Source organism: Paraburkholderia caffeinitolerans (genome assembly GCF_902859945.1).
GTDB lineage: Bacteria > Pseudomonadota > Gammaproteobacteria > Burkholderiales > Burkholderiaceae > Paraburkholderia > Paraburkholderia caffeinitolerans.
This window is the reverse complement of the sequence record NZ_CADIKL010000096.1, coordinates 1-1,886: the sequence shown is the minus strand read 5'-3', so window position 1 is coordinate 1,886 and position 1,886 is coordinate 1. Positions and strand designations below refer to the sequence as shown.

At 58.6% G+C, this 1,886-nt stretch carries 2 protein-coding genes and 1 pseudogene; 2 read left to right on the top strand and 1 reads right to left on the bottom strand.

Annotated features, from left to right (window positions below; all coding sequences use genetic code 11):
* The first annotated feature begins 210 nt into the window (after window positions 1-210).
* Both HV773_RS36380 and HV773_RS36375 read left to right on the top strand, forming a co-directional pair.
* The gene (locus HV773_RS36380) at window positions 211-627 is read left to right on the top strand and encodes a deazapurine DNA modification protein DpdA family protein (protein WP_175198538.1); all 417 of its coding nucleotides are present in this window, start codon (window positions 211-213) and stop codon (window positions 625-627) included.
* Window positions 628-672: 45 nt separating this feature from the next.
* Window positions 673-924, top strand: coding sequence for a hypothetical protein (locus HV773_RS36375; protein ID WP_175198537.1), 252 nt, complete (start codon window positions 673-675; stop codon window positions 922-924).
* Window positions 925-940: 16 nt separating this feature from the next.
* On the opposite strand, the pseudogene HV773_RS36370 reads toward HV773_RS36375, so the two are convergent.
* Window positions 941-1,777 (bottom strand): annotated as a pseudogene (locus HV773_RS36370) (Y-family DNA polymerase); the annotation flags it as partial.
* Window positions 1,778-1,886: the final 109 nt, after the last annotated feature.

Below are 1,886 nucleotides of genomic sequence, written 5' to 3'. Positions count from 1 at the left end.
CTGCATCGCCGGCAGAAGCAGCCTCATGTTATCCGCAACCTGTTTCAGGAGAAGCATGTTCGCTACGCAGCTTGATCCAATATACGCACTATTTATTGAACTGGTCAGTATGTGCTGCGAACCCGAGATAGCAGCAGACAGTGAGGCGATCGATTACAGAATTCGGGCGACCGCGACGATGCTGGAGGGAACGTTGCGCGTGGTGTACGCGTGGCAGGAACAACTTTCCCGAGACTGCGACAGCCGAACGGTGAGCAATCTTGTTCGCGTGCCTGTGCCTGTGATCCAGGCTACTCGGTCGACGAGTACCGCCGCAGCCTCGACCTGCTGCTGTCGGTGTGGGAACGCTGGAGACCCTGGCTGGCTGAACCAACGCTGATCGGGCTTGGTTCGGTTTGTCGCCGAAATCTCAATGACCCGCGTCACGACCTCTATGCGGTGCTAGCTGGCCTTGAAGGACACTTACCACCCGGCTCGAAGCTTCATCTTTTCGGCGTGAAAGGTCAGTGCCTTGAAAAGCTCAGTGCGCTCGACTGGATCGCGTCCGTGGACTCGATGGCCTGGGACTACGGGGTACGCGTTGATGCTCGAGAATGCGCCATTCCCGATACTATTGCGCATCGCTGAGCCGTGATGTCGCGGTGGATGGATAGCGCCCGGACACGCTTTCCCATGGACGATCGATTTTTGTTGAAGGCATTTTTTCAAAACGCCATCAATAGCGAGGACATAAAGAGTCACACCGAATTATTAGCTTTGGTTAACGAAGAATCGTTGGAGAGGACGCGCAACGGCTGGACGAAGGACCGCACGAGATACATGGGCCTTCGGCCACCGAGCGGCAGACGCTTTCGCATTTACTTCGCGGTCCCGATGACGGTCGAAACCCCAATCGATGGTGCGCAGCCGGTCGATCAAGACTAACCATCGTCAGTCGACGTCAGCTATCGAACGGCAATTCGCGCTGCACCGGAGCCACAGACGATGCGTCATCAGCCGCCGGCTCCAGCGAGCCGACGCGCACACCGATAAGCCGAATCCGCCGATCCAGCGTCACCCGCTTCAAACACTCGCCGACCGCTCGCCGTATGGCAGCTGTATCCGCCACGGGATCGGCGAGCGACAGGTCGCGAGTCACAATCTTGAAGTCTGCAAACTTGATCTTTAGCCCAACCGTGCGGCCCGCGTATCCTTTGCGCTGCAGATCCCCGGCAACCCGTTCGCATAACCCCGTTAGCACCGGCGTCAGAATCGCGCGGTCGCGGGCGACGTGCATATCGCGCTCGAACGTTGTTTCGCGGCTCATGGACTTTGGTTCGGAGGAGACAACGACGACGCGGTCGTCGATTCCGCGCGCGATTCTCGCCAGCCACTCAGCGTATGTGCGTCCGAAATGTTCCTGCAGCCGCGCGGGGTCTGCAGCAGCAATCCCACCGACCGTCACAATCCCAATGCTCGCGAGACGATCATTCGCACGGGGGCCGATACCATTGACCTTCTTCGCTGCGAGAGGCCAGATGCGCGCTTCGAGATCCGCCATCGTAAGAAGCGTGAGCCCGTCAGGCTTGTCCATTTCGGATCCGATCTTTGCGAGCAGTTTGTTTGGCGCAATCGCAATGGAGCAGGTGAGGTTCGTGGCCTGGCGCACCGCAGCCTTGATCCGCATCCCGAGCTCGTGGGACTCACCCTCTACGTCCGTCAGGTCAATGAAGATCTCGTCAATGCCTCGATCTTCGATCTGGTCAGTAAATGTTCCTACCGCGTCCTTGAAGAGCCGTAAGCGCCCGGCAAAGGCACCCCTCAGCCTAAATTGCCGTCAATCAGGCGGCGGCAGGCACCCATCGATGCGGTAGAAGTGCGGCGATGTCATCGGCTTGATGAGTAGG

Excerpts from the sequence above, each read along its gene's own strand:
- HV773_RS36375 (WP_175198537.1), top strand. The coding sequence starts at position 673 with ATGGACGATCGATTTTTGTTGAAGGCATTTTTTCAAAACGCCATCAAT.